Origin of the sequence: Bradyrhizobium sp. CCGB20 (genome assembly GCF_024199855.1) — a bacterium.
Classification (GTDB): Bacteria; Pseudomonadota; Alphaproteobacteria; order Rhizobiales; family Xanthobacteraceae; genus Bradyrhizobium.
The window spans coordinates 1,787,650-1,814,049 of the sequence record NZ_JANADN010000001.1; the positions used below are offsets into that span (position 1 = coordinate 1,787,650).

Here is a 26,400-nt window from a genome sequence, read left to right on the forward strand (position 1 = left end):
TCCTTACCTGTGAATTTGTGAGCGTGAGCTTGATCATTTCGGCGCTGGTCACCGATGGTGTGACCGGCCCATACGATAGCGAGGTCACCTGCGCGCCCCGTCGCCGCGTGAAAGCTTCAAACGGCGAGTCGTTGCCTCGTGTAGATCGCGCGCCAAACACGTCGGCGGCCGCGCGCCTGTGCTTTCGATCGAGACGTCGAGGCTGCGAGTGCCGCCGCTCAAGCCTTTTGCGCCCACGGCGGCGCCTCAGCGCGCCGAAATCCCGCCAAATGAGTGCCCGGCGATGGTCGCCGCCGCGGCGTCATCGAACGATAACCCACGTTGGCTGAAGAACGAGGGTACAAGGCTAATGTGCCGTTCTCCTTTCAAGGTCCCTGGACATCATCAAGCAACAGTAGGGTGTTTCGATCGGGGTCTCTGGTTCGCAAAAGAGAAGAGCCAATCAAAAAGCGCGGTGCACTAATGCGAGTAGAACGATATGCCGCTATAGCCTGAGGCCAAGACGGCGAAGTCGATAGTCGAGTTTTGGTCTGCTGATCTTCAAAAGACGGGCGGCGGCCGATACGTTGCCGTCTGCTTGGGCCAGCGCGGAGCGATAGGCGGCAACCTCCATTTCTGCAAAGGATCCGTTCGGCAATGATGCGCGTCCCTCCGAGACAGTGTTGTTGTCTTGCGCTGCAGGTGCATTCACTCCAATTAGCGGCGTGCGTCCCAGTCGTCCCTCACTCGTGAGCTGGATTGAGAATGGCGGCAGCAGCTCCGAGCCACTGAACAGATGACCGATATCTATGATGCTACCGTCGTCGGCATAGACGACGCCGCGCTCGATCAGGTTCTGCAATTCGCGGATGTTACCAGGATAGTCGTATTTGAGCAGCGCGTCGGTGGCGCGGCGGCTGAAGCCCACAAGCTGCCGGCTGTGGCGCGCGCAATAGATTCCGACGAAATGCGCCATCAGAAGTGGGATGTCGTCGCGCCGCTCCCGCAGCGGCGGGATCGCAATCGGAAACACGCTCAGCCGGAAATACAGATCCTGCCGGAAGCGGCCGGCCGCGACCTCGGCGGTCAGATCGACGTTGGATGCCGCCACCACACGGAGGTCCAGTGAGTTGGTCTTCGCGCCGCCGACCCGTTCGATCTTGCGCTCCTGCAGCGCGCGCAGCACCTTGCCCTGGGCCGAATAGGTCAGTGACGCGATCTCGTCGAGGAACAACGTGCCCCCGGAAGCGCGTTCGAATAGCCGGCGCGCGAGGCGATGGCGCCGGTGTAGGCGCCTTTCTCCACCCCGAATAACTCGGACTCGACGAGCTGCTCCGGGATAGCCGCGCAATTGATCGCTACAAATGGACCGCTGCTGCGCCGGCTCATGGCGTGCAACTGACTGGAGAACAGCTCCTTGCCGACGCCGGATTCGCCGACGAAGAGCACGGTGGCGTCGGTCTCGGCGACGCGTTCGAGCTGGCGGCGGGTGCGAACGAACGCGGCCGAGACGCCGACCGCGACGCTGCTGCCATCGCCTGCGGCGGTCGGGCTTTGGTCTGCCGCGACCGGGACCTTGCCGGTGGCGTGCACCGAGCGGCTCTTCCATTCCAATCCGAAATACTTGCGCTCCGGCGCGTCGTCGCCCCATGCATCGGCGTGCTGGCCGACAACCATGCAGCGTGACGCGCCCATGCCGGCGCATTCGACCTCGCGGAAGATGACGGGCCAGCCGCAAAGCTTGGTGGTGTAGCCGGAGGGTAGCCGACCTGAAGCCAACAGACCGGTTCGCTGGCGAGGCCATAGCTCGCAAGGTGCTCGGCGGCTTCCGAGGAGTCCTCCCACAGGAATTCGCCTAGATACGTGCACTTGTCGCTGTCAAATTCGAAATGCCGCGTCGTCACCTTGACGAAGCCCTCCAGCGTATACACGCGCGGCCCGGCGGCGAGCGCGTGGGTGAGGTCTTGGTTTGGGAAACGCTTCTGGATCAACTCGGCGTCGCGCGTACCCTGCATGTAACCCACACGCATGAAAAGCGCTTTCGCGGTCTCGATCCCGAAAGCGTCGATGATCTCGGTGCGCAAGCGCCCCAGCACCTGCGACTGCATCAGCACCATGCGCTGGTCGCTGAACCAGGTGCGACCGTCGCCGAGAACGAAATGCAGCGACTCGGCGAGATCGTTGAAGGTTGGCGCAGCGCCGCTCTTGAGCTCGCTGCTGGCACCGCGGGTGAGAATCCGGGCCGCGCGGCGGGATGCTTCCGCTAGGGAAATCCGCGTTTCATCAGTTCTCATGAGGTTGCCTTGGTATTCATGAATTCGCAAATAGGTCGATGAGGGACTTCATTATTTCATGAATTCTTGGCGATGGAAGGGCGTTGGAGACGTCTAAGCCGTGTACTGCGGTGCCAGAACTAAGCAGCTGTTTTAGCTATGTAATTTATTTTGGCTCATCATTTGGTCACAGCCGCCGGGGCGGCTGGCACCGGCTTTGCTATTCGGTGAGCCATTCGCGGGAGGAAGCGAGGCAAGAGGACCGGTTTACGGTCTCGAACCAGAAGTGCGGCGCGCCATCAGGTCGCCGCGCGGGGCAACTTCCTTGCTCTTTTTCTCCCCGGCAAGCCGCGGTCACAACGGCCGCACCGTCAATTGTTCCGCGTTAAGCGGAGGGGAGAATCTCCAGATGAATATGCAAACGCGCGATTTCATTGCCGTCGACCGCTGGCGCGGCAAGGCGTTCTTGGGAATGGAGCGTCACTGACGGCGGCGGCATGGATATCTGTGATTCGGCGACGGGCGCGCTGCTCGGTTCGGTTGGCATCGCCGATCCGAACGACATCGCGAAGGCCGCGCGCGAGGCGCGCCAAGCCCAGCAGGCATGGGCTTTGAAACTACCGCAGGAACGTGCAGCAATCCTCAACAAGGCGGCCGCTCTGCTCGAGCGGAATGGCGAAGAGCTGATCGGCTGGATCATGCGCGAGAGCTGTTCGATCGAGCCTAAGGCTGCGATCGAGATCGAGCACGGTGCAGGCCTCGTGCGCCATGCGGCGGCGATCGCGATCGAGCCGAACGGCATCATGCTGCCGTCGATGGAGCACGGGCGATCCAACACAGCCAAACGCGTGCCCCATGGCGTGGTCGGCGTGATCTCGCCCTTCAACTTCCCGCTGGTGCTCTCCATCCGGGCCATCGCCGCGGCGCTCGCAGTGGGTAATGCCGTGGTTCATAAACCCGATCCCCGCACGTCGGTATCAGGCGGTATCATCATCGCGCGCATTTTCGAGGATGCGGGCTTGCCCAAGGGAGTGCTGCAGGTCTTGCCGGGCGGAGCTGCGGCAGGTGAGGCGATGTGCGCCGATCCGAACATCGCGATGATCTCCTTCACCGGCTCGGCGGAAGGCGGCAGCAAGGTCGGCGAGGTCGCCGGCCGCCATCTCAAGAAGGTGCAGCTCGAGCTCGGTGGCAAGAATTCACTGATCGTCCTCGACGACGTCGATATCGACGTCGCGGCTTCCAATGTCGCCTGGGGTACCTTCCTGCATCAGGGACAGATCTGCATGTCGACTGGCCTCGTGCTCGCGCATGCCAACATCGCCGATGCGCTAGCGGCAAAGATCGCCGAGAAGGCGCGGCATCTGCCCGCCGGCGATCCGTCGTCCAGGCAGGTTGCGCTTGGCCCCATCATCAGCGACGCACAGGTCGCGAAGATCCAGGCGATCGTCGACGAGGCGGTGGCCAAGGGCGCGCGGCTGCTGGCCGGCGGTGGCCACGAGGGACGCTATTACCAGGCGACCGTGCTCGCGGGCGTGAAGCCGGGGATGCGCGCCTTTGTGGAGGAGATTTTTGGGCCTGTCGCCTGCCTCGTAATCTTCGCGACCGACGATGAAGCTGTCGAGCTGGCCAATCGCTCCGACTGTGGCCTCGCCGCCGGCGTGATCTCCGGCTCGATCGCGCGGGCGCGGGCTGTCGGCGATCGCCTTGCTGTCGGCCAGCTTCACATCAACGACCAGACCGTGAATGGCGGGCCGTTCGCGCCGTTCGGCGGGCGCGGCCGTTCCGGCAACGGCAGCCGCATCGGCGGGCCCGCCATCTGGGAAGAGTTCACGCAGTGGGTGTGGACCTCGGAGAAGCCGCAGGCGACGCCCTATCCGTTCTGAACCAGTTCGCAATATCGCATAGCTTCCGGCGCTTGCGTGCCGGAAGCCTTGCACCTCGAACCGTCTGATTTTTTTTTGGAGATTAGGAATGAAGATTCGTGCCGCCGTCGCCCGCGAAAAGGGCGCGCCGCTGAAGCTTGAAACCATCGACCTTGAAGCCCCGCGCCCCGACGAGATCCTCGTCAAGGTCAAAGCCACTGGCGTCTGTCACACCGATCTCGTCGTCCGCGACGGCATGCTGCCGACGCCGCTGCCGGTCGTGCTCGGCCACGAAGGCGCCGGCGTCGTCGTATCGGTAGGTGCTGCAATCACCAAGGTGAAGCCCGGCGATCACGTGGTGATGACGTTCAATTCCTGTGGCGGCTGCCCGAGCTGTCAGGACCACGCCGCGAGCTATTGCCATGAATTCTTCCCGCGCAACTTCTTCGCCGCGCGCGCGGATGGATCGAGCGCGCTCTCGGCGGACGGCGCTCGTATAAACGGCAATTTCTTCGGCCAGTCGTCGTTCGCGACCCATGCGCTTTGCCACGAGGCCAATGTGGTGATAGTCACCTCCGACGTCCCGCTCGAACTGCTCGGGCCGCTCGCCTGCGGCATGCAAACCGGCGCCGGCGCGGTGATGAACGCGCTGAAGATTTCGGCCGGAAAATCCTTCGCGGTGTTCGGATCCGGATCGGTCGGATTGTCCGCGCTGATGGCGGCGCACGCGGCAGGTGCCAGCACCATCATCGCGGTCGATATCAACCCCGCAAGGCTCGAGAGCGCCAGATCCCTTGGGGCCACACATGCGATCGATTCGCGCCAAACCAATCCGATCGAGGCGATCATGCGGATCACCGGCACGGGTCTGGATTTCGCGCTCGACACGACCGGTCTGCCTGCGGTGATCCGCAACGCCGTGGAGAGCCTTGGCCCGCGCGGCGCCTGCGGCACTCTCGGTGCGTCTGGGCCGGATGCGGAGATCGTGCTCAACGAGACGCATTTCATGAGCGCCGGTCGCCGCCTGATCGGCATCGTCGAAGGCGGCTCGGATCCGACCATCTTCATTCCGACCCTGATCGATCTCTACCGTAGCGGCCGTTTCCCGTTCGATAAGCTCGTCAAGTTCTACACTCTCGATGAGATCAACATTGCGATCAACGATTCCGAAACCGGCGCCGTAATCAAACCGATCGTGCGAATGAACTGAAGGAAAGGTCAATCGTAGCGGGCAAGGGGCCGGGCGTGGCACCTCGTCCTTTCAGGACAACATGGCAACAGACCGATCCACCGGCATACCGCTCACCATCGAAAAAGGAGGAAACATGTCCAAGCAGCAACTCGCAGCGATTTTGCAGAAGAGCGCGCAGTTCCCGCCACCGCCAATGGCAGCCCCGCAGACATATGCGCATGGTTCGAGGCGGTCAATGCGCAGACGCCGATCCTGGACGGCGCCATGATCGAGAGGGTATCGTCGGGGCCTGTCGGTGACCACCTGATCCGCTATTCCAACTCGAACGACAAGTGCTTGATTATCCATCTCCACGGTGGCGGCTTTCTCTTCGGCTCGTCCCGCTCGCACCGGGTCGTCGCTGCTAACCTCGCACGTGGCTCCGGCGTTGCCGTCCTCGTTGGGGACTATCGGCTCGCGCCCGAACATCCGGCGCCCGCCGCCCATGACGACGCGTTCGCCATATACAAATGGGCACTTGAGCAGGGTTTCGCGCCATCGTCGATTTGCCTGTCCGGCGACTCGGCGGGCGGTAACCTCACGATATCGACCGCGATGCGTGCCCGCGACGAAGGGCTGCCCAATCCGGGTGCGGTGGTTGTGATGTCGCCGGCGCTCGATTTCACCGGCCAGAGCGCTTCGTTCCGCTCCGTCGCCGACGCCCCACTTCTCACCCCGCAACTGGCCGAGCTGTTCAGGTACGTCTATTTCGGCGCCAGAGTTCACACATCGCCTTATCTTGCGCCGCTGAATCGCGATCTGTCTGAGCTGCCGGCGACTTTGATTCACGTCGGATCGTGGGAGCTGCTGCGCGACGACAGCGTGCAACTCGCTGAACGACTGCGCCAGGCATGCGTCTTCGCGGAGCTGAAGGTCTGTGACGGCATGTGCCACTCCTGGCAACTGTTTGCGCCGATGCTCCACGAAGGCATGGCCTCGATCGAAGAGGTAGCTGCCTTCGCGCGAGGGCGCCTTGTTCATTGATCGTCGAAGGCGTTCACCGGATTTGTAACGTAAGGACTCCCGAGACGTCAGTTCAATAGTCCGTCGAGCGGCTCGTATTTACTGGCTGCCGGAGCCGCGGCGCCTCGCCGATGCCACTGCATCAGAACCTGAGCAAAACGCTCAGGCGGAATGGCCGCTAGAATTCCTCATCATTGGCGAGGATGCGGGAGCTCCTCGCCAGAAAGCGGATTGCCGCAAATCGTGGCCGCAGCTTGAGGCGACGGTAGGGGATGCGTCGACCCGCAAGCTTGGCTGGCCGTGGCGGGGAACACAGAAAACGGTAATTGGACGCCCTTCCAATGCTCTCCCGCGGATTGGTTGCGATCGCAGTAGACCGTGCGGCGTTCTGTGAATTGTGGATCTCACACCGGTCGCGGATCGATGATAGTGGCTGACTTCTCGAACGCGACGTCAGGTAGTGGGATCTCAACTCGCAAATCTTCTCGAAGGTGCCCATTTCGGGTTAAATGTGAATACTGGTGAAGAAGTAGTGAAGTGCGTCTGAACTTGCGGACATAGTTTTCCGGACGATGCACATGCGAGATGTATTGCGTCTACATGAGATGGATTTTTCTGGATAAAGGCGTATGAGCGTTAAAGCGATGACCTCTACAATCCTTCAGAACCAACTGGCCATTGGGCGGCGAGCATTCCTTGACGCCATCTGGCTATGCAGAGATCATAGAGCAGCTAGTCGAAGAGCTCAGAGAGTTGGAGCTCAACTTTGCTGCTCGCGAGTTTGATTGGCAGGCAAGAGCCCAATCCCCGCATAGCGCGACGGACCGCGCATCAGGGACAGCCAAGTGCCGGACGTCGGGGGTTGTAGACCTGGAATCGATTTTCGGATGATCGCCGGGTCTTAAGCCAAATCCGCGCCCGATCTCTCGCATGCCTGATCTTGGCGTCAGTAGTGACGCGCACTGAAGAGCGTCTCCATCAAGCTGAGAAAAGTTGCCGACTCCAAATCGCGCAATAGCAATGGCTCTAGCATGATTGTGGTCCGGATCGAACGATGCTGACAAAGTTCAAACGGCCCCAGCCACGGATGGGGTAAGCGGCCGGGGGCGGCATTCCCATTCCATGTGCCGCAATCGGCGGTAGGCGGCACGCTCCAAGTTTAGGCACAGAGGAGCTAACGAACTTTTTCTTGGACCGCTGCCTCGTTTCATTTGGCTCAATGCGAGACGCAGCGAGGACATACGCGGCACCGCTCTGCGCGGTCCTGACTTACGGAGTGGTGGCATAAGAAGTTCCGGTTTTCGGCGGGGATCGATCGGAGCGATGGCGTCTCGATTCGGTCGGAAGATCAATTTGTCCTCGGCGGTCCGGGCTCGACATTTTTCACTTGGGCAGAAGTGACACGAGTTTTCGATAGTGAATCTGCTGCCCATTCTACATTGTAATACATCCACGAAGACAAGAATCGTCTAAATCGAACTATCGCAGGAGGGGAGAGAACTTCAGGACATAATCGGTCGAATGCAGTCCATTATGAAAACCGTGCTGGCCAACAGATGCAACTGGACAGAATGAACAGGGCTGCCCAGCGCGAAACAAAACAGCCGTGCCTCCTGCCAACCTCGCCGACAAGGCGAAGAAGCTCCCCATCCCGATCTGAAGTTTGGCAAGGACGACGCGTGAGCGCCGTACTGGTTGACACTGAAAGCAATAGCGCGGCGCGTTGAAAGGATCATTGTCGCAGTAGTCGATGGTGCATCGGGGCAGCGAACCGGTGGGTGGTCCTCCTCGGCTTCCTTGGAATTCCACCTTTGCGTGGGCAGTGATTTACGCGGGCCGAATGGCTCCGGTCGTTGCCGTGCCGGAAGCGTAGGTGCACGCATATGCCCGGACGACAATCCATGCCGTTGGTATCTATCAGCTCTGCGGGCCTCTGATTTGGATCCCCTTCCTAGACTTCCCTGTACGGAATAGCGAGGGTTTCACAGATCGACGCAAATGCCTTTTTTGCCTCGGCGCTCTCGAAGCCAAAGCGTGCCCCGTGGTCTCCACGCTCGATCCACCAATCCGCCCTGTGTCCTCGCGAAACGAAGTATGCCTCTTCGCGCAACTGATCCAATAATCTCCCGTAAGCACGCACAATCACGCAGTGTTCCATCTGGACGCTCATTGAAGGAAAGCAACACAGGCAGGTAAACACATATCCAGAAGACGCTGCAATGACAAATGCGAATCCGCACCTGGTCGTCGTTCCTTCGGACAAGATATCGAAGCTCGATGCGTGTTCCTCGCTCGCCGGGGCCTCTTGCGTTGCGTTCCTGCATTTGTCGGGTGGTAGCCCAGCGAAGAGCTTCTGCGCGGCTTGTGTGCCATCGTTTTTGGCAGCTTTCGATGCGCATCTTGGCGGCTATCTCTAGAAGATGCGATTGATCCGCAAGGGCGCGATGCTCGTCACGTTTCTCGATGGCCCCCATGTCTCCTGGAGTTGGTCGGACAATTATCTGGCCAGCCTAATTGCGCTTGCCGCCGGCGCAATGGTGGGCCGTTTGATCAGGTGCGCAATGATCCACCGTGACTATGCCGCGAACGTACACTCTATGCTTTGTTTAGAGAAACGGATAGGCAGCTGCCCCTGCGAGCGAACAGCGGCGCCAGCTCAGGAGAGCAAATCAGACCACTCGGATTGTCCAGGCTTATCCGGCAAAGCTGTGGATGGCCCAAGCAGCGGTTCTCCGGATTCAGCCAGAGACGCCGATGCCGTACCGAGGATGTTCGTTAACGCTGGCCCGCCGGTGTTGGTACGTACGCTCGTTGCATATCGCCTGGGCACCATCACGAACTCGCGAATCGCCTTCAGCGACGTTGTGGACGACGAGCGCCAAGTGTTGCGCAAAGCTGTGCTCGTTCGCTGGCGCGTACTCAGAATTCAGGAGGACTGCGTTCTGGTCCTTACAGATCGCAACCTAAGTAATGATACGGAGGCCAGCCGTCGCACTTTCTTGATCTTCGAAATGCATCCTCATCTACATGAAACCATACAGACCAATCTACGATCCACAACTCTGGCGAGGTCGTGCGCAAGCAACGCGGCTCAAAGCGGACTCGCTCGGACCCGGCAAACCCAGAGATAGGCTCCTGAAAATCGCTGAGGAATACGACAAGCTAGCCAAGCACGCCGAAGTGCACGACGCGCTCAGAATCAACGAAGATTCAGATTCGGGTCAGGATTTCTGATCGTTCCCCGCTGTCTTTGACGAAATCCCCGAGCGGCTCGCGCCGAGCCAGGCCGATGCCTTGACTCGATCTTGGCCAATGCTTCGGACGCGGTGCTTCCGAGCTTGCGAGAGCTGAGACATCCGCGAAATCAACCGCAATTCGCGCCTCTTCACACTGTACAGCATGTCTGACTCGCGCAAAATCGACTCATACAAAGGGACTATCAAATTCGCGGGGAGAAGCTAGGGCTGAGACTCGATCAGAGCCAGAAGGCGACGGCGGTTGCGAGCGCCACGGCGGACAGGGACAAGATGTAACCTGACGTAGCGTTAGATTTGCGTTTTGCATTCGCTCTGTTAAGCAGAAGGACGGCTGGGGTTAAGTTAAGGAAGTGACGCTCGAATGAAAAAATTCTTGTTTGTGACTGCGACCGCCATCGCGCTTGCAGCGACGGGGCCGGCTTTCGTCGCTGAGGCCGCAGGACTGGCCGACACCAATGCACAGCTCGACGATCCGTCAGGTTTTTGCAGCTCCAGCCCTTCGACGGAATGGCTCTGCCGGGTTTTTTCTTGCTTAACCGACCCGGAGTGCGTCCTAGGGTCCGTATCTAATTAAGGGCTGAGACTCGATCAGAGCCAGAAGGCGACGGCGGTTGCGAGCGCCACGGCGGACAGGAAATTGGCGGCGAGCTTGTCATAGCGGGTATGGACGCGCCGGAAGTCCTTGAGGCGGCAGAAGGCGTTCTCGATCAAGTGGCGGCCCCGGTAGCGCTGCTTGTCATATCGGATGGTGCGCCGGCGGTTGCGGCGGCCGGGTATGACGGGCGTGGCGCCTGCTTGGCGGGCGAGGCGGCGTAACCGGTCGGCGTCATAGCCTTTGTCACCCAGCAGGTATCGCATCGGCCCGGCCCGTTCGAGAAGCGCGGCAGCGGCCTTCATGTCGCTGACATTGCCGGGTGTCAGCATCAGGGCATAGGGACGGCCAATGACGTCAGTGAGCGCGTGGACCTTGGTCGTCCAGCCGCCGCGCGAGCGACCGATCGCCTGGGCCGCACGCCCCCCTTTGCTCCGAACGCCGCGCGTTGCGCCTTGATGTAGGTGCTGTCGATGGCGGTGCTCTTCGTGACCGCCCCTGCCTCCACCAGCGCGTCGAGCAGCTTGAGCCAGAAGCCTCGGCGCGACCAGCGGTTGAACCGATTGTAAATCGTTGTCGAAGGTCCGTAGTCGGCCGGGCAATCGCACCAGCGGCAACCGACCTTGAGCACGTGCAGGATGCCGGAGATCACGCGTCGGTCATCGACGCGCCGCGCGCCGGGCTGGTTCTTCGGCAGATGCGGCTCGATCGCCGCCCACGCCGCATCCGACAACCAGAACAACGCCATACGTCGCCTCCCGAGATCCACACCCTCTGAGAATCAGGAAAACCGAACCTGCTCAACCCGCTGATTGGGTTTTGACCCTAATGCAAAGCGATGAAGATCAAGGGCGACTCGACCCTGATTCCATCTCCGTGGGGGTCTCAATACAGCCCTAATGCTCCTCAAGGTCAGCATTAACCAGTGCCCGGCTGAGACCACCTGGGCGCAACAACAGGTACGCCGCTTGAAATAACTCTCAGCCCTATACGCCTCTCGGCGGCGAACCAACTTGAGACGGCCTCGCGTGTTAAGTTAGTTCCCGCCAGTTCATTCCAGGACTTCACGACACTCCTCCAACTTTCCTTTCGAGCGGGCAGAAGCTCTAGCATCCTTTGCGCCTTTCGCGCAGCTGCGGACTTCCCGTCGCGTTTGGCCTCTTTCAGTCTTTTGCGCATCAGCTCCTCGGTTCGTTTCCATCCGACATCCGTCATTCTTTCTGCGACAAAACAGTCGAAGAAAGTGCGAAAAGACAAAGCTCGGTCTGCGGCGATGCATGAGGCCAAGTTTGACTCGTTCAACCATCGATGAAGTGATTCGAGCTGTTCTGATCCGCCAAGCGCGAGCACACCTTCATTCCCATAAGTCAAGAACGTCGCGAAGCCCGCGATCTCAAGTTGCATGTCCAAGTCTTGTGATTCCAGCCAACGGGTGACGGCTTCCAATGGAGACATATTTTGCTCTCTTTCTCGGAGTGTGGCTTTGATACTGATTCATCTGGGGGCACCGTGCTTGTCAACCACAGGAATTTGTAGGCGACGGACATAAAGAGCTGTTTGGGGCGCGCTTCTGAGGCTGAGCTACGGTTGAACGCTCATCACAAAGCTATTCCGCACAGGAGGACTCGATCTTCCTGTTAGGCAAGCTGCAAAAGACGCGCAAAAAGCCGAGTAGCTATGTTTTGTACACGAATGGTGAACTTGAAGCAGATCATCGAGAATGCGGCGGAACGTATGCGCCGTGCCTTCGTAGGGCTTGTTTCCGGCCCAAGCAGCCAAACAAATTCGCTACGACGATCGGCCATTGCTAGCGTCGCCATTTGCGAGGTAACCCATTCCCTGAGAGCTGTGGATGTCAGATTTCGATCGGCAAGTTCTCTCCGAGAATGCCAGACTTCAATCCACCTGCTTTTTCGGGCGGACATATCATCAAACATTCTTCGTGCAAATGGAGCACAATCCGCAGCATCGGAAACTAGCTTTGCGCTTAGTCTCGTCAAGAGCTTGTCCGAAGAAGTTCTTCAGAATGTTTCCATCAAGCCTCGCTAAACTGCTCTCCGCGAAAAAAGGCAAGACAGGCGCGGAACGTCAAAGTCCGGCCGATGACTGCATGCGCGGGCAATTCCCTCGCTCAACCATTGCCGCACAAATCCTTTGTTCTTCGCTGTCGAGCGCAATAAAGTCAGAATCGCGGTAGTTCAAGAGATCCGCCATACCAGTAGTGATTTCGCCCTGTAATTCTGCGTGCTGTTTCTCGAACCATTCGGTCATTGTTTGCGATGGCACCTCGGTTGAGTCGCACTGACCTCTCGGCTCACCTTAATGCGAGTGCCGACGACAACCAATTCAATGTCACGGGCCGTCATTCGCTATCTCGAACGAGGCAGCGCGAGCGCGGCTCGGCGTCGACGGATCGCGTGACGACGCTGTCCCTACCGCGCCCGCGCTGCTCGCGAAGTTCAGTGGCGATGTGACTCGGCGCTCGTCCTTCCCGGTAAAGCGCTGTCCCTGTCACAGGCTACTAACTTCGCTGGTCAGATTTACCGTTTGCCTAGCAAACTGACTGGCACGGCCCGCGGATGCGAATCCACGAGCATGCTCTCGAAGCTGTATCGACGAAAGATCTCCATTGCACCTACCCGGATCGGTGGGCGACCTAAGTCCGGGCACGATGTTTAAGTTGTCCGAGTTTGGGTTCTATCACCTCAACGACGTTATGGAGTCCCGCTTCAGGACGGTTGATCTTCCATTATCTGATGGGTGGTTCGGCGAAGACTCGTTGCTACCAGCTTCGCGCCGCAACTTCTCCCTGGGTCAATGGCCATCGCCAGGATGACCATAGGAGGCAGCGCGGACGCGACTCGGCGCCGAGAAACATCTGACTGATCTCTCCTAACGCGCCCGCGCCTCGAGCATGACTCGGCCGCCTTGGAGCGTCATTGACAAAGCGCTCTCCCTCATCACGCACTCCAACGACCTGGCCGCCCTGACCCCAAAGCTGACCACCGCGCTCCTGCGGTGACGGAAGGCCCCGAGAGCCGCCAAAGTGTATCAGCAAAAGGACTGCATCGCACCTACCAGGATCGGTGGGCGGCCTATTCCATGGCCGAAGTCTAAGCTAGTCAGTTAGCATTGCAGACGAAGGAGAGACCCACGTGGCCAGACTCGCACGGATTTGTTGCGTCAAGAAGACCGACAGGATGAATCCCCACGAGAGGATTAGCATTGTCGGCGGCGTATATCCAGACGGACGTCGATGGAAGAAATCTGTCAGTCAAACGATCAAAGACATCGAAAGTGGAGAATGGGAGTTCTATGTCGAAGAAAACGGACTCACAGCTGGTTTGCTCGTCGCACAACACAATGGGCACAAGTACATCAAGACGGCGGCGGACGACATTCAGCCCGACAATCTTCTTTCCCTCGCTGAGTGTCAGTGATCGTCAGTAACAGTGGCATCCATAGGGTCATCCTCAGCTTTGTGAAGGGCCCAGCAGCCCAGGAGTTCGGCGCCCTGCGGAATCAACAGGCGTGGCCCGCCACGCTGTCATAAGACGTTCTGGCTGTCCCGGCCGTGATGCATTCCGGGAAGGTTGGAATTGATGCCGCTGATTAGTGTTGCGGGAATGATCGAGCCGCGCTTCAATTCGTAAGCGGGACGTCGGCGTGATAACCTTTGCGGGGAGAAAGCCGAGCTTCTGAGGTCCGCGTTGAAGAAGTCCTCTTTCGCTGCCTGTTGGTTCTAATCAATGTTCTTCACGCTAACGCCGGCGCGCAACGCGCCTTATTCAGATCGGCGCGCCCCGCTGCGACGACAGGTGTGTCGTCATTTTGCCGGCGCGGCGTTGCTCGTCGCCGTCGCAGAGCCTGTCTGGAACTTAATCAGATTGATGTCGAGCGGTGAGTCATAGGCGGCAGAGTTGGCCGGCATGCGCGCCATTCGCCCGCCAAGAAAACGCATTGTTTGCTGGCGTTGGTGTGTCGGGCTGCGGCAGTGCGGGCTAGAAGTGTTGCACCTCGGGTCTGATCGCCGATGATGCTGTTGGAGATACCTTTCCTCAATTGGTCGGTCAGGTCGAGGCCGGATTGGACGATGCGGTATCAACGCCGGCATTGCGCCGGACGTACAGACCGCGCGAATTCAGTTGGAAGATCGCCGCAATCATGCGCTGGTGTTCGGACCGATAGGCTCCGGCAAGTCGAGGCTCTCATGAGCCTGCAAGGGGAAGGAACGTCCCGATCTTTCCACCTTTGATATCGAGATGGACCTTCGACTGATTGCTGCGAGTTACGGAAGTTGATCGAGGCCTTCGCCGACCTGGGTCCTCGACTAGCAAGATGCCGGAGACCACCGCGCGAGAAACCAATTTGACGCATGCCCGTCCCGGACATCATTAGCAGTACGATGGAGCACGTTTAGCCCTCGCGCGCGCCTATGGTTGGAGAACATTCAATCATAAGCCCCCGACTCGCGTTGATGAATTGCAGTGGCCCCTACGCGATGGAGAACGCGTGTAAGTCTAAGCAGCGAGACGAGTACACATAGATGCATTCGCTATGTTCCGTCAGGCAGCCAGAGGTCGACATCAGTACCTTATCTTGACCTGCAGACAAACAATCATAGATGTTCAAATGAACAACTTGCGAGCGGTAACAATAAAGCCTGGTTTACCGGGAAGATGCCTGATGACGCTTCCCGACGATGATGTCGAGATCGTGCCGAAATCCGAGTGCGACAACCAACTTCGCTGCGATGAACACCGGTCCGATTAGCAGATGGGCAGGATTGTCGATCATGGCCGGCCGCCGTCGCTCGAACACCAACTGCCCGATGATCAGCAATGCAGCGCCGGTGACCATCAGGATAGCAGTAAGCGACCACATTCCGGCGGTCGTCACATGGTTAAGGATCATGGCAGCTGCTTCAAGCAATGCGATCGCAGCGCCAAGGATAACAGCGCCAAGCCCGAAGTCGACCACGAGCCAAAAGATCAGCGCCGGCACGAGCGCGATGGTTGCCAGGCGGACCTCGATCCCGAATACTGTGATGAACCAGAGGCTAAGAGGAAGAAGGGTAGCCAGGAACAAGAATAGGATGCCGAACACATGCATCGCATAGGCTGGCGACCGGTCGGACACATACACATATCGGTGCTTAAACCCGGGAAGGCCTCGCGTAAAATCTATCAAAAGCAGCGCGTGTGATAGATTCGTGTACCTGCTCGCGCAACTACGCCGAACCTGTTTGACGGCAAGGGCTCTACACTCGCGCTGGTTGTGGCGTGCGAGACGGTAGCCTCGCGCGGGACACTCGCTCGATCTACTCAGGAGGAGCGGTCTTGAAGCCAGGCCCGCAACCTCAGTTCTCTTGTTTCGATCGGGACGGCTCGTCCGATTGGAGAACGCAGAGATGGGACTGCCACCGAGTTCGTCATGACGGCCCGTTGGAAAAGCTGACGATCGGCCTCGAATCGAGGAGCTTGGCTCTAAACCAGTGACAAGACGCCCGCGTCCTGCGGACGGCACTTCAATCCCTGGAATTGGCGCCGCTCCCGCTGCGCCCAGTGGGCGCAGCGGGAGCGGCCTTGTACGGCAGAGCGCGGGCAGTTCGGCCGATAAGTTGTCTCAGCCACCGGTGAGCGGCGGGAATGATGGGCCGGTTCGTCCAGGTCATGCCAATCTGAAACGGCTCGGGGAGGGGACACGATGTTGCCACGACGGATGTCGCGATGTTTGAAGCAATGCGGCTTGGCACCGTCGAGATGAGATCCGTTGCGGGTAGAATGTGCGTGAGGTCGGAAATGCTCGGTATCGCGACCACCAAAGTGAGCGATAGACCACGTTCATCGAGTTCTGACCGCCAGGTGCCGCCATAGGTGACGACGGCGTGGCTCGCCTTGACATAGTCCTCCACGCGCAGCCTCCTGTCGGCGAGCCGATGGCCGCGATGCATGACGCACACATAGTGGTCGTCCAGCAAATGGCGATGATAGAAGCTCTCATGCACGTCGTAAGGGCCGACGAGAAGATCGGCTTCACCGCTTTTCAGATACGCCGTGCCTTTGGCGCGCGCCGTCTTGATCACTGAGCCGCCGCGCAGCTGTCGCGCGGTCTATCCACGGTCTGAATGCATTCGATCAAAACGATTGATTTTTGTCCATCTTACAAACGGTGGATAAGAGCTCAGTTTAGTAGAAATCAAATCAAGCATTTCCGGGTGAGCTATCATCTTTGTCCCGCCCCTGAGAAGAATTCCGAGGGCTGCGCCGAGCAGCATCCGAGGCGCATGTCGCTAATCCACTCCGCTTAGGCCAGCGGCATCGCGCCGGCTCGATGCGGAAACGTCCTACTTATCGCGTAGTGCGCCTGCTACCAATAAACCTCGGTATGGCTTGCCAAGCCTTTTCCCTATTGGTATCTCCGTGCGACCGAGGGAACCCTGGAGCGCTCTGGCCTCGCAAGCAATCGCTAGCTAGCAAATGCAGGTGAGAAGCGCTGTTTGGAGCCAAATGGATCACCTTCACTATTCAATGAATCATGAGTCATGATGTAAGCCATTTGCCTGCGCTCTGCTTTCTTCTGGGTATTCCCCGATCGGGAACGACCCTGCTGGCGCATTTGCTTCAGCGGCACCCAGATATTGTGGCTCCGCCTGAGCCCTGGCTAATGCTGGCACTCGAGGCATTTGGCAGCGTGGACCACCGTCACCCCGCCGGGGCGTCACTCGTTCAGGCAGCGACCTCGCAATTCTTGAGCCGAATAGACAGAACTGTCGTCACCCGCGCTTTGGCCGATGCAGCTTATGGCCAGTATTTGGCAGCGGCGGGCAAGCGCACCTTGATAGACAAGACACCGCGCTATTGGGCGGTGCTCGATTTTTTGGAATCCCTCTACCCGGAAGCGCCGCGAATCGTTTTGATGCGGAGTCCCTACGCCATTGCCGCGTCACTGAAATCGACGTGGGCCGTTCCCCTCCTGGCCGCAAGCTCCCCATCCGCAATCGCATCATGCGTCGCCGACATCGTGCTGGGTCAGCCTACGCCTGCGATCGCATCTTCTCTCGCCGATCTCGTTCTGGGTCTGCCTGCGCTTGCCGCCTGCCGCGGTCAGCGTGAGACACAAACCGTGCATTACGAAGTCCTCGTGGCACATCCCGATGAGGAAATTCGGCGCGTGCTTGCCGGTCTTGGCTATGCGGCGACTGACATGACATCAGCAACGGCAGAGCAAACCGACTATCTCCAGTCCAGCACTTTCGGAGATCGTAAGATCCTAGAGAAGAAGACGGTCGACGACCGCTCAGTCAAGGCTTGGCAAACCGAATTGAGCATCGAAGAGATGCAGGTTGTGACCGATCTAGTCGGGACAGAGCTTTTGATAGAGCTCGGTTATGAGCAGGATCTTCGGTTCGCAGAACAAGCGGGCGTCCTTGATAAGGGTCGGGAAACAACCGAAGGCTATCGCCAGTTATTTCGGACTTGCTGGGATTTCCTGGGCGGCAACATTGGAGGATCGATCGATATCCCTGGCGATGGCGCCGAGCCAAGCAGTAGTGCTCAGCAGGTGGAGGAGAACTTGTTGGCTTTTAGTCCCTCAATACTTCGGGAGGCGCATCGTCTTGCGGTGTCCAAGAAGCAGGAGAGTTTGCAGGTGGTAACCTCAATCGCGACGCAGTTGCACCAGGAGCTCACGGCTTTGAAGGCCGATCAAGGCGCACGGTCTGGCGACCCTTCATGGTGACCGCCGCGATATGATGAGTGGGGCAAGATCGTGCGGCTTGGGCAGGCCTCGTCATTTCAGAAGCCAATGTGAGGCGCGGATCCAAAGTCATGCGCAAGCAACGTGAGCTTGGACAGCCAAAAATTGCGTCACGTGACGCACACTTATCCGGCACAGCTCAGAGGAATTGCTGAATTGCTCTGGTCAGCATGTCCCGATCTCGAGGCGCACATGCAGCTGCAGCCCATCAATCGTCGGAAAACCTGACCTCGGCTGACGTTACGCATCCAGACCGGTGCCTACCCTGAACTGACGCGATTGATGCAGGTCTATAGGAATCTGCATCTATGCTTTCGGTCGTTGTTGCGCCTGCATTCTATATTGCCCCCCTCAAGACCGCAGAGGCCCTGGATCAATTGCCTTCAGACACCATGGTCGTCTCCGATCCCCACACATTGAGTGTCATTAGGGCGCGCTCCGGCTCAATGCTCCATTCTCGTAATCCAATTTTGTTACGATCAACGAGTCTGCGGAGTCGCGCCTCCGAAGAGCTTTGCTGGCATAAGCTCCGGCAACGAGCTGACTTCTGCGCGGCGCTTCGTGAAATGCTGCCGATAGCTGGCGACTATCGACATATGCTGGATCGTCGGTACCTACGCGAATAAGCGCTTGATGTGGTCGTTGCCTATTCATCAAGTACGGCATCTTGGGCAAATCTTCTGCCGCGAGCTATTTTCGTCGTTGTACTCGCTCGATGGCGGTTGAAAAGTTTAGGGCCTTGGACGGTGGAGTTTCGGATTGTTCAGGATCTCATCGCGCCATCTTTCTGTCGGCCTCGCGGTAATCATGGTTGCGTCGGGACGCGCTTGCTACCAAGCAGAATAACTGAAAGAGCGAAACCAAAGTGCAATTTTCGATGTGTGCGTTCGTATTTGGCGCCTAAAGACAACTATACGAAGGTATGTAATGCGCCTTTCTTCAGCTGTACTGAGTTCAGCAGTCGATCTCTAAACCGCTCTTTTGAGCGCTTGTCGCAGTCGAATAACTTGCTGTATTTTGTCTGATTATTAATCTCTCCCCGCCAGAAGGGCCTGACGGCTACAAACATGTTTAACCAGCTCACCACGTTGGGACGCTCCGCGAGGCAGTTTGTCTTCGGTGGGATTACGCTAGCGGTAGTGACGCTGGCTTCCTTGCATACTCACAGTTCTTTCGCAGCGACCGCGTTCGCCTGCCTGGTGGTGATCTTGCTGTTCTCGCAGATAGGCAGCTTCATCGCGTCACTGGCGCTTTCCATCGTCTCCGTCGCTGCTTTGGCCTACGTGTTTACGCCGTCCATGTTTGGACTTCGAATCGACGACCACCAGGACCTGCTGGTGCTTGTCGCTTTCCTTGCTGCCTCAACTGTCGGAGCGTACCTGATCGGAAAAGCCCACGACGAAATGGAAGCTGCGCGTGAGGCCGCAGCCAAGGTACGGCGCGGCGCGTCCGATCTGCGTGATCGCGAGAAAATGTGGCGCGCAATCTTTGAGCATAATCCGGCCATGTATTTCATGGTCGATGAAGCCGGGACGGTTCTTAACGTCAATACTTTCGGCGCGACTCAACTCGGCTATACGCCTTCGGAATTACTCGATCTATCCGTGCTGAAAGTCTTTCTGGAAGCCGATCGTGAGGTCGTTCGCAAACGCATCGGGGAGTGTCTTTCAGATATCGGCCAATCGCGGACCTGGGACATCCAGAAGGTCAGAAAGGACGGTTCGGTGCTGTGGGCGCGCGAAAGCGCCAAGGCCATGCTGGGGCCTGACGACAAGCCACTCGTCCTCATTGCCTGCGAAGATATCACCGAGCAAAAGCGAACGGAGCTTGCGCTGCAGCGGAGCGAAGCCCATTTGGCCCAAGCGCAGGAATTGAGCCGCACTGGTAGCTTTGGCTGGAACGTCGCCACCGGAGAGGTCTTTTGGTCCAAGGAGACTTTCCGGATATTCCAATACGATCCGGAGACGAAACCGACACCGCAGCACGTCCTTGACCGCACTCACCCGAAAGATAAAGCCGAGGTCCGAGAGACGATCGATCGAGGGTTTCGAGGCGAGGATTTCGAGCACGAATACCGGCTGCTGATGCCCGACGGGTCGATAAAGCATATTCGCGCGCTGGCACGGGCGACGAGAACCGCGTCTGGCGATATCGAATTTGTCGGGGCGGCGACGGACATCACGGCAGCAAAGCAGACGGAACAACAGCTGCGTCGCAGTGAGGGCTATCTGGCCGACGCGCAGCAGCTCAGTCACATGGGAACATGGTGCTGGGACTGTCACCGTCGCTGTTTTGCATATCGCTCCGCCGAAGTCAGTCGTCTATTTGGCTTTGATCCTGATGAGCCCATCTCGCTTGAGGCCCTCCGGTCGCGCATCCATCCAGACGACTTGCCCCTGCAGCAGGTAGTGCAGCGTCAGGCTATCGAACAGAAGACAGGGAACTTCGAATACGATTTCCGGATCTGTCTTCCCGATGGCAAGGTGAGGCATATACACGCAGTTGCGCACGCTGTGTTGGGAAGCGACGGCTCCACCGTCGAACTCATCGGAACGCATATGGATGTTACCGAGCAACACGCAGCTCGGGAACGGCTGGAAAACACTCTTGCTGCGCTACGTGAGAGCGAGCAGCGCTTTCGTGATTATGCCGAAACTGCTTCCGACTGGCTCTGGGAGACCGGGCCAGACCACGCGGTCACCCTCTTATCAGAACACGCCAGCGCTGCGGGCATCCTGGCCGCAGGGCTCCTCGGCCAGCCTCGCTGGGAAATTGCGTGCGACGTCGAAGAAGAACCTGAGAAATGGCGGCAGCATCGGGCAATACTCGACGTACACCTTCCATTTCGCGATCTGATTTATCGCACCGTCAACAGGAGCGGATCTGCGATCTACGTCCGGACAAGTGGCAAGCCCTTTTTTGATGTAAGCGGCAACTTTCTTGGCTACCGTGGCGTCAGCAGCGACATTACTGTGAACATTCGCGCAGATCAGGCCGAGCAGGAGCTGCGTAAGGCACAAGCGGATCTTGCGCATGTGACGCGCGTGACGACGCTGGGAGAACTAACAGCCTCCATCGCCCACGAAGTAAACCAGCCACTCGCGGCCATTGTCAGCAACGCCGATGCGTGCCTTGGCTGGATGGCGCGCGAAACTCCCGATGTGTCCGCCGCGCGCAGATCGGTGCAGTGGATCATCGACGACGCTATACGGGCAAGCGAGGTGATCCGCAGGGTCCGCACACTAGCGAAGAAAGGCGATATCGAGATGGTAGCGCTCGATATCAATGATGTTATCAACGAGGCCATCGCGCTTTTGACACGTGAGCTGGTTAATCACCGAGTGAGCCTGCGAACCGAGTTGGCGCCCACACTTCCCACGATCCTCGGCGACCGGGTCCAGCTGCAACAGGTGATCATCAATCTGGTGATGAATGGGATCGAGGCCATGCATACAGTTGCCGACAGGCCCCGCGAACTTCTGATTCAGTCATCCAGGGATGATAGGGGACGCGTGCAGCTCTCCGTGACTGATTGCGGCGTCGGGATTGCTGAGGATGATAGAGTTCGGATCTTGGATCCGTTCTTCACAACCAAATCGACCGGCCTTGGCATGGGTCTTGCGATATGTCGTTCGATCATAGAGGCTCACGGAGGGCACTTATCAATCGTCCGCAAGAAAGAGCCCGGCGCGACTTTCCAATTTGCCCTGCCCGTCGTGCATTTGCCTATCAGGCGGTCGGGAACCTCAAGTCCTTATTGAGACCTTAAGCCCGCGCGAGCAGGCACCTTGAAACTGGGCAGCTGCAGGTCCAATGAACAAGGAAACAGCCGCCGGCTCGGCCTCGCCGAGCTGAGCACCACAACCAATTCGGAGCGTTTCCAGGCGATCCCGCAAGGCGTCGCCCGCCCGATGTTCTGCAGTTGCGATAACTGGGTTCAGCAGCCGCTCAAGCAGACATGACGGCGCGCGAATGCATCGAAGCGGTCATTGCGCTTCTGGCGGACCTTGGTTTCGACCCGGATGACATCCGAGATTATCGGCGAGCGGCGCTGCAAGCGTTTAGCGCAGCGCGGCCGAATTGAATTGCGCACTGAAATGCCGCTGGGCACATGTGTCGGCTGGAAAGAGGATCGATGTTTCGGATTCATCAGGCCGGACGAAGGCGGCGGTGATATCTTCGTGCACCGAAAAAGCCTCGTTGGTAGTGCGCTCTGGCTCGAGCAAGGGCAGAGAGTGGAATTCGAGATCGGCTTGGATGCGCGTACCGGAAAGCATCAAGCGCTGAACGTCGAAATTCTTCGGTAGCACATGGCGCAGACCGCGAACACCGAAAAGATCAGCCAGATCCACCAAGCGAAAACCGCGCAGCAATCGCCGCGCGATTCCGACTAGCGCCGCGCGCCGGCCGGTACTGCATCTCGTCATGCCCGGCGTTGAAGCCGCGCGCGTTAAGGCGCTGCCTCGAGAGACCGTGACGGCGTTCCTGCGCCGTTCGGGCTGGGCTACGCGAGATCACAAGTATGGTTGGCGATTCAAGAAAGGCTTGCCAACTATCCTGAAATCAACGGCGAAGCGGTGTTGCGCCGCGATTGGCGGCGTCGGCGCATTGGCTCCAAGGATGTCGTGCGTTTTGTTTCCTATCCGCTTGGTGGTGATGGTGGCGCCAAGCAGATCAATGGCTTGTTGGCATTGGTCACCGTGGCGGCGTTTGCTGGCCCTCTGGTGAGGACTCATTTCAGATGCGCTGGTGTTGGACACGAAGGACCAGACAATCGTAGCGATCTGCAACAAGGCGATCTTATTGCCCCAGTTCAACGCCGCAGCGACGATACGAGCCGAGCAGTTTGTTGTCTTCCAGGCGGTCGGGCTTGCTCTCTCGACGATGATGGCAGGCAGTTTTGGTGAGTTCAAGAACGCTATCGGTCCAACCCTTATGTAGTTGAACGAGCGGATGGCCGCGATGGGCGCGACGGGTCCATTCGAGGTTTCGGTCGCTGAATTTCGGAGCGGCATGGTCTCTCCGGTTTCAGGATCACGACCCTTGCGGGCGGCAGCGAGCACCTAGAGCCTTGGTGCGCAATTGACGCGCCGCGCGGCTTTAATCCATGCCCCTGCAATACCGAAGCGGACGAACAGGTGATCCGCTCGGCACTAGCAGCTGCGCCGGCAAGCCTGGAGGCACACGCTATTGCTGCGCTGAAAACCCAGCGTGAGATTGCTCAACGCGACTTTGAGGCAGGCCGGAATCCTTGCTGGTTGGCGGCTTTGCGCAAACGACCACAATCTCCGCTGGAGGCATTTCCACGCGCATCATTCACCGCTTGCCTGAAGACGTTGTCGGGCAGAGATTGGCCGCGTGACGCACTAAGGCGTCAAATGATCAATCTCAGCAACTTACCACCCGACCTAACCGAGCCGCCACCGGAGGCAAAGAGCTGGCTCGCCTACCAGCCATCCAGCGGCAAGTTTTGGTGGAGGATCGACGGCGAATGGCTCCCTTGATGAAGCGCTTGCGCGCAGAGAGGCGATGAAGAAATCATAATGACCGCACTTAATTCGTATTCCACCGGCACCATTGACGTTACCGCAGACGGCACGACAGTCACAGGCACGATTTGGTCGAGCGCCGGCAACGTCAAGTCGGGCGACATATTTCAGAACGGTCGCTTTTCTGCAACGATTACCGACGTCACCGACGACACGCATCTTGTCATTACGCCCGGCCGGGCTCGACACTAAGCGGCGCGTCTTATGTTGTCTGGAAAGTGTCGCAGCAGCGCATTGTCGGCGAGACCTACGCGCGATCGGTTGACCAGATCGTGGGGGCGCTGGACACGAGTGGGTTCTTTGTCTTTGTAAATATCAACCAGACCGAGCCCGACCCGTCCCTCGGCGACAATGAACAGTATGCGTTCCAGCCGACTACGGGCAAGCTGTGGTCAAAGATCGCGAGTATCTCGACCTTCCTTGGCATTTACAAGGGATTCAACCTCACGGGCGCGTGGGACAGCGACACCGATTACGCCGCTGGCGACGTCGCAACGCTCAGTGGGTCGAGCTACGTCTGCAATCTCGACCACATCAACCACCCCCGCCGAACGTCACTTATTCATAACTGCTGGCGAGTCAGGGCGACACGGGCGCGACCGGCACGAAGGGTGACGCGAGCGGGATCAAACTCACATATTCCACGACGACGACCGATCCGACCTTGGCGCGGGCATTTTCCGTCTCAACAACGCCACACCTGCGAGCGCAACGGCTGCGTACAGCGACAATACGCAGGTCGGCGGCGCGTCAATCACCGCGATCCTTGACACTTGGGATGACAGCACGGGGACAACGAAGGGTTATGTCCGGTTTGAGAAGACGACCGACCCGACGGTTTGGGCTCAGTTCCGCGTCACGGGTTCGGTAGTCGACGGGACCGGCTGTCGCAAACTGACCCTGGCAAATGGTGCCGGCAGTGGCGCGTTCACCAATGCGGACACCTTCGCAATCGGGTTCTCGCGCGCTGGCGACGCCGGAATCGGCGACATGCTCAAGAGCGACAATCTTTCTGGTCCCGCGAACGTCGGCACGGCCGCAAACAACCTCGGCGATCTCCTACGCGGTGCCGCAATCCCTCACTGCCGGCGACAAAGCGCAGGCGCGCGCGAACATGGGCGTGCTTAAGAAGAACTATCTTCTGAACGGCGCCATTATGGTGTCGCAAGAGAATGGATCGGCGGCATCCTCTGCGAACTTATACTATCCGGTGGATCAATTTTACTCCACGCTCTCGAACGCGGCCACAGTTGCGTTCACACAGGTCGCAAGCCGACACCCGGCGGCTCGTCAAATAGAATTCGAATGACCGTTAACGTAGCCGATGCTTCCGTCGGCACGGCCGATTATCAATACATCACGCAGAAAATCGAGGGTATGCGCTGCGCTGAGCTCTTGTTTGGTGGATCTTCGGCGAAGGCAATTACGATCCAGTTCGGTGGTAAAGCGCCCGCGGGAACATCCAGCGTACCGTTCTGAATGGTGCGCAGAACCAGAGTTATACGGCGGAATATGTCATCTCCGGCGGGGAGGCGAACACAGACGTCGTTAAATCTGTGACCATTGCCGGAGATACTGCGGGCACGTGGGCGATCAAAAACACCACCGGCATGGAAATCAGGTGGGTTCTGATGGCAGGGTCGGCCGTTGCTCAACCATCGAAAAACGCTTGGGCCGCTGCGAATTACGTTGGATCGGCAAATCAGTTCAATTTTGTGGGAACACTCAGCAACGTGTTCGAACTGTTCGACGTCGGCATTTACGAGGGCGCCGCGCCGGCTTTCCAGTTGCCGGATTACGATGATGAATTGCGGAAGTGCAGCGGTACTAAACCCAAATTGCAGCAAATGATTATCTGCCGGTTTCCGGCTCGCTTTTAAGCGATGCGACAAGTGGTAAGTTTTTGTCAATGCCGGTGCCCGCCTCAATGCGTGCAAATCCAACAGTGACATTGGGCACCGGATGCGCAATGCTCTCCGGGAGCACAAGCGCCGCCATGACGGGGATTACGGCCGTCGCATCCGACCATGCGACGTTACAACTTTCCTTCACTTGGACCGGCACGGCTGGCTCAACTATCGGCGACGCGATGGTTGCGTTCGGTGGCACCACGCCCACCAAGTTCAGCGCTCGGCTTTAAAACTTTACCGAGTGTCGCTAACGGTGCACTGATGTGGCGCGCGCCAGCCTTTCTTTAGTCGGAATTCGGGAACTAGCTTTTGTTCTTGGAGAATGGAGAAGTCAAAATGGCTATGGGGACAGTGAAGTGGTTCAACCCAACAAAGGGGTATGGATTTATACAGCCTGACAACGGCGGCAAGGATGTTTTCGTTCACATCTCGGCGGTCGAAAAAGCTGGTTTCACCTCTCTCGCCGAGGGCGCGAAAGTCAGTTTTGACGTCGTGAATAATCGCGGAAAAGACTCGGCGGAGAATCTACGGATCGGTTAATGCAGCGCAGCCTTAGCCAAAGCCTACGCGAAAGCGCGGGGCACCTGAGAAAATGCGGGGGTACAAAACCCCCGTCGATCTAGCCGTGAAACCTTACTAGAAACCGAATGGCGAAAAAGGCGCCCGCCGCCACAATGACGGTAGCGCTAATCGCGAACAGCACTCTAAAGCTATTGTTCATGGTGTCTCTGGGTCCCCGCGCGAAAATAGCCCATTAAGCTCCCCGCGCTCGTCAAACCAGCATGATCCAACCGCAACCGGCCCGCGAGCGCAAGCCATAGCGCACCGGATGCCGCTTCCGCTACTAATTCGGGTAGGCCGCTGTGAGGCGTGTGGCGGGGTGAGGGGCAAGCGGAAGCGGAGGAGGTGAGGGGCGACATTAACCGAAAGTAGAGCCCGGGCTGATTGCGCGTAAAAGCTATTGTGAGACCCGCCGCGCGGCGTTATGTCGGTATGGTGACAAAAAGTGTGCTTGCCGCGCGGGGA

21 protein-coding genes and 2 pseudogenes are annotated in these 26,400 nt (G+C 58.5%); 13 read left to right on the forward strand and 10 right to left on the reverse strand.

All coding sequences use genetic code 11. The features are described 5' to 3' along the window. Window positions 1-484: 484 nt before the first annotated feature. The 3 genes and pseudogenes from NLM15_RS43975 to NLM15_RS43985 all read right to left on the reverse strand — a co-directional run bounded on the left by NLM15_RS43975 (window position 485) and on the right by NLM15_RS43985 (window position 2,273). The gene (locus tag NLM15_RS43975) at window positions 485-955 is read right to left on the reverse strand and encodes a helix-turn-helix domain-containing protein (RefSeq protein WP_375166936.1); all 471 of its coding nucleotides are present in this window, start codon (window positions 953-955) and stop codon (window positions 485-487) included. A 90-nt stretch (window positions 956-1,045) separates the two neighbouring features. Beyond that, window positions 1,046-1,437, reverse strand: a pseudogene (locus NLM15_RS43980) (sigma-54 factor interaction domain-containing protein); the annotation flags it as partial. Further along, window positions 1,365-2,273, reverse strand: coding sequence for a XylR N-terminal domain-containing protein (locus NLM15_RS43985; RefSeq protein ID WP_375166827.1), 909 nt, complete (start codon window positions 2,271-2,273; stop codon window positions 1,365-1,367). The pseudogene NLM15_RS43980 and the gene NLM15_RS43985, both read right to left, overlap by 73 nt. A 476-nt stretch (window positions 2,274-2,749) precedes the next feature. Between NLM15_RS43985 and NLM15_RS08200 the strand changes: the two genes are divergently transcribed. The 4 genes from NLM15_RS08200 to NLM15_RS08215 all read left to right on the forward strand — a co-directional run bounded on the left by NLM15_RS08200 (window position 2,750) and on the right by NLM15_RS08215 (window position 8,725). Then, window positions 2,750-4,135 carry a benzaldehyde dehydrogenase gene (locus tag NLM15_RS08200; RefSeq protein WP_254116456.1) on the forward strand — a complete coding sequence of 462 codons (1,386 nt, stop codon included), beginning with the start codon at window positions 2,750-2,752 and terminating at the stop codon, window positions 4,133-4,135. 88 nt (window positions 4,136-4,223) lie between these two features. Beyond that, a complete protein-coding gene (locus tag NLM15_RS08205) occupies window positions 4,224-5,324 on the forward strand; it encodes an NAD(P)-dependent alcohol dehydrogenase (RefSeq protein ID WP_254116457.1) in 1,101 nt (366 codons plus the stop codon). Window positions 5,325-5,570: 246 nt separating this feature from the next. After that, a complete protein-coding gene (locus NLM15_RS08210) occupies window positions 5,571-6,329 on the forward strand; it encodes an alpha/beta hydrolase (protein ID WP_254116458.1) in 759 nt (252 codons plus the stop codon). A gap of 2,198 nt (window positions 6,330-8,527) precedes the next feature. Beyond that, entirely contained in the window at window positions 8,528-8,725 is a 198-nt protein-coding gene (locus NLM15_RS08215; RefSeq protein ID WP_254116459.1) for a hypothetical protein, read from the forward strand. Window positions 8,726-10,153: 1,428 nt separating this feature from the next. Here NLM15_RS08215 and NLM15_RS08220 read toward each other — a convergent pair. The 3 genes and pseudogenes from NLM15_RS08220 to NLM15_RS08230 form a co-directional block, all read right to left on the reverse strand. Further along, a pseudogene (locus NLM15_RS08220) lies at window positions 10,154-10,905 on the reverse strand (IS5 family transposase). Window positions 10,906-11,075: 170 nt separating this feature from the next. Continuing rightward, entirely contained in the window at window positions 11,076-11,612 is a 537-nt protein-coding gene (locus NLM15_RS08225; protein ID WP_254116460.1) for a hypothetical protein, read from the reverse strand. Window positions 11,613-12,245: 633 nt separating this feature from the next. Beyond that, window positions 12,246-12,428: a hypothetical protein gene (locus NLM15_RS08230; protein WP_254116461.1), complete on the reverse strand. Its 183-nt coding sequence runs from the start codon at window positions 12,426-12,428 to the stop codon at window positions 12,246-12,248. 884 nt (window positions 12,429-13,312) lie between these two features. Here NLM15_RS08230 and NLM15_RS08235 point away from each other — a divergent pair. Then, window positions 13,313-13,597, forward strand: coding sequence for a DUF3892 domain-containing protein (locus NLM15_RS08235; RefSeq protein ID WP_254116462.1), 285 nt, complete (start codon window positions 13,313-13,315; stop codon window positions 13,595-13,597). A gap of 386 nt (window positions 13,598-13,983) precedes the next feature. Here NLM15_RS08235 and NLM15_RS43480 read toward each other — a convergent pair whose 3' ends face one another. The 3 genes from NLM15_RS43480 to NLM15_RS08245 form a co-directional block, all read right to left on the reverse strand. Next, window positions 13,984-14,118 carry a hypothetical protein gene (locus NLM15_RS43480; RefSeq protein ID WP_256565397.1) on the reverse strand — a complete coding sequence of 45 codons (135 nt, stop codon included), beginning with the start codon at window positions 14,116-14,118 and terminating at the stop codon, window positions 13,984-13,986. Window positions 14,119-14,825: 707 nt separating this feature from the next. After that, window positions 14,826-15,296, reverse strand: coding sequence for an Mpo1-like protein (locus tag NLM15_RS08240; RefSeq protein ID WP_254116463.1), 471 nt, complete (start codon window positions 15,294-15,296; stop codon window positions 14,826-14,828). 388 nt (window positions 15,297-15,684) lie between these two features. Then, window positions 15,685-16,242 carry a LysR substrate-binding domain-containing protein gene (locus NLM15_RS08245; RefSeq protein ID WP_254116464.1) on the reverse strand — a complete coding sequence of 186 codons (558 nt, stop codon included), beginning with the start codon at window positions 16,240-16,242 and terminating at the stop codon, window positions 15,685-15,687. 452 nt (window positions 16,243-16,694) lie between these two features. On the opposite strand from NLM15_RS08245, the gene NLM15_RS08250 reads away from it, so the two are divergent. From NLM15_RS08250 to NLM15_RS08265, 4 genes are all read left to right on the forward strand, one after another. Beyond that, the gene (locus tag NLM15_RS08250) at window positions 16,695-17,897 is read left to right on the forward strand and encodes a sulfotransferase (RefSeq protein WP_305887432.1); all 1,203 of its coding nucleotides are present in this window, start codon (window positions 16,695-16,697) and stop codon (window positions 17,895-17,897) included. 1,085 nt (window positions 17,898-18,982) lie between these two features. Next, window positions 18,983-21,676: a PAS domain S-box protein gene (locus NLM15_RS08255; protein ID WP_254116465.1), complete on the forward strand. Its 2,694-nt coding sequence runs from the start codon at window positions 18,983-18,985 to the stop codon at window positions 21,674-21,676. A gap of 27 nt (window positions 21,677-21,703) precedes the next feature. Further along, entirely contained in the window at window positions 21,704-21,877 is a 174-nt protein-coding gene (locus NLM15_RS08260; protein WP_254116466.1) for a hypothetical protein, read from the forward strand. A 135-nt stretch (window positions 21,878-22,012) separates the two neighbouring features. Next, window positions 22,013-22,222 carry a cold-shock protein gene (locus NLM15_RS08265; RefSeq protein ID WP_254124179.1) on the forward strand — a complete coding sequence of 70 codons (210 nt, stop codon included), beginning with the start codon at window positions 22,013-22,015 and terminating at the stop codon, window positions 22,220-22,222. A gap of 207 nt (window positions 22,223-22,429) precedes the next feature. On the opposite strand, the gene NLM15_RS08270 is transcribed toward NLM15_RS08265, so the two are convergent. Continuing rightward, window positions 22,430-22,930 carry a hypothetical protein gene (locus NLM15_RS08270; protein WP_254116467.1) on the reverse strand — a complete coding sequence of 167 codons (501 nt, stop codon included), beginning with the start codon at window positions 22,928-22,930 and terminating at the stop codon, window positions 22,430-22,432. Between the two features lie 528 nt (window positions 22,931-23,458). Between NLM15_RS08270 and NLM15_RS08275 the strand changes: the two genes are divergently transcribed. From NLM15_RS08275 to NLM15_RS08290, 4 genes are all read left to right on the forward strand, one after another. Further along, window positions 23,459-23,656, forward strand: a complete 198-nt coding sequence (locus NLM15_RS08275; RefSeq protein WP_254116468.1) for a hypothetical protein — start codon at window positions 23,459-23,461, stop codon at window positions 23,654-23,656. Between the two features lie 1,113 nt (window positions 23,657-24,769). Further along, window positions 24,770-24,943, forward strand: coding sequence for a hypothetical protein (locus NLM15_RS08280; RefSeq protein ID WP_254116469.1), 174 nt, complete (start codon window positions 24,770-24,772; stop codon window positions 24,941-24,943). 77 nt (window positions 24,944-25,020) lie between these two features. Next, on the forward strand, window positions 25,021-25,344 hold the full coding sequence (locus NLM15_RS08285; protein ID WP_254116470.1) for a hypothetical protein: 324 nt from the start codon (window positions 25,021-25,023) through the stop codon (window positions 25,342-25,344). A gap of 366 nt (window positions 25,345-25,710) precedes the next feature. Then, complete coding sequence (locus tag NLM15_RS08290) at window positions 25,711-25,914, forward strand: cold-shock protein (RefSeq protein ID WP_028141284.1); 204 nt, start codon at window positions 25,711-25,713, stop codon at window positions 25,912-25,914. The last annotated feature ends 486 nt before the right edge of the window (window positions 25,915-26,400 follow it).